3 protein-coding genes are annotated in these 1,203 nt (G+C 41.9%); 2 read left to right on the top strand and 1 reads right to left on the bottom strand.

Annotated elements, in window-relative coordinates; all coding sequences use genetic code 11:
* Nucleotides 1-53 precede the first annotated feature (53 nt).
* Together D9742_RS21650 and D9742_RS21645 are read left to right on the top strand one after the other, a co-directional pair.
* Nucleotides 54-242 (top strand): hypothetical protein, encoded by a 189-nt coding sequence (locus D9742_RS21650; RefSeq protein WP_103253965.1) that lies wholly within the window; start codon nucleotides 54-56, stop codon nucleotides 240-242.
* A gap of 10 nt (nucleotides 243-252) precedes the next feature.
* A complete protein-coding gene (locus D9742_RS21645) occupies nucleotides 253-486 on the top strand; it encodes a DinI family protein (protein WP_130238207.1) in 234 nt (77 codons plus the stop codon).
* Nucleotides 487-599: 113 nt separating this feature from the next.
* Here D9742_RS21645 and D9742_RS21640 read toward each other — a convergent pair whose 3' ends face one another.
* Nucleotides 600-1,019, bottom strand: coding sequence for a GNAT family N-acetyltransferase (locus D9742_RS21640; RefSeq protein WP_130238206.1), 420 nt, complete (start codon nucleotides 1,017-1,019; stop codon nucleotides 600-602).
* Nucleotides 1,020-1,203: the final 184 nt, after the last annotated feature.

Below are 1,203 nucleotides of genomic sequence, written 5' to 3'. Positions count from 1 at the left end.
AACCAGTGGTTAAGTATACAGTATTATCTACCCACAGTGAGATAGGAGGGAAGATGCAGGATTATTTTTTAGAGTCGTTGAAACTCCAGCGAATTGATTTTTTTCTTAAGCTTGTAGTGGCCAGTGAATGTAGTGATCAGGAAAAAGAGCTTGCGCTGCTTTGGATTTCAGAACTGACGGATGAACTCATGGCAAAAATCAGAACCCACGAATATAACCGCTCAATGGATGTCGTTAACTGAGGGGTAATTTATGCGCATTGAAATAATGATCGATAAAGAGCAAAAAATTAGCCAGTCTACCCTGGACGCCCTTGAATCCGAGCTTTACCGCAATCTGCGCCCCCTGTATCCAAAAACGGTAATCCGCATCCGCAAAGGTAGCTCTAACGGTGTGGAACTGAGCGGACTGAAACTGGACGAAGAAAAAAAACAAGTGATGAAAATTATGCAGAAGGTGTGGGAAGACGACAGCTGGCTGCATTAAGAAACGTTGCCCCCAGGAGGATTCATTCTGATGGGGGCTAGTTTGGGCAACGAGTGAAACGAGGCGTAAGGTGGGCGGCCTGTTGGCAGCGTTGAAAAGCGAAAGCCGCACTACTATAAATTAGTTTTTATTAGATAGTGCCTTTGTGCCCCTACTTTAGGGAAATCAGGTAATGACATTTGAAGTATATAACCTTGTTTTTCATAAAAGGGGAGCGCCTGGAAGCTAAATGTATCGACAAGGCCATGAATACAACCGTTCATCAAACCTTCTTTCTCAGCCATGCTCATAAGTTTGCTACCCAAACCGCCACTCCGTGCTGATTCACTCACCCAAAGATAATCAATACACAGCCATGGACCTTTCCTGTCCGCAATTAATCCACCTACCATCTCTCCGATTTCATTTCTGCAGTAGACACCGATCTGTCCATTTTTACTAAAATCGATAAACTGAGCATTATAGCTTCTTAGCCCCGCTAACAGTTCTTCTCTATCATATTCAGTGACTTTATGAACTACTTGAATGTCCATACATATCCGTTTTAGTGATTATTTTATTCAGTGCTAAATGTTATAGATAAGTTTCCTTTATGTTTCAATGCATTGTTGTAAATTAAATCAATTTACCATTTCCGGGTTCGTTCGTTGCTCACAGCGAACCTTTAGCTTTGTTAGCTCGAATGTGTCGGTTTTTAAGTGGTCAATCAGATACGTA

This window comes from Escherichia sp. E1V33, from assembly GCF_004211955.1.
Classification (GTDB): domain Bacteria; phylum Pseudomonadota; class Gammaproteobacteria; order Enterobacterales; family Enterobacteriaceae; genus Escherichia.
The sequence above is the reverse complement of the archived record's forward strand: the minus strand, read 5'-3'. Positions and strand labels throughout refer to the sequence as shown.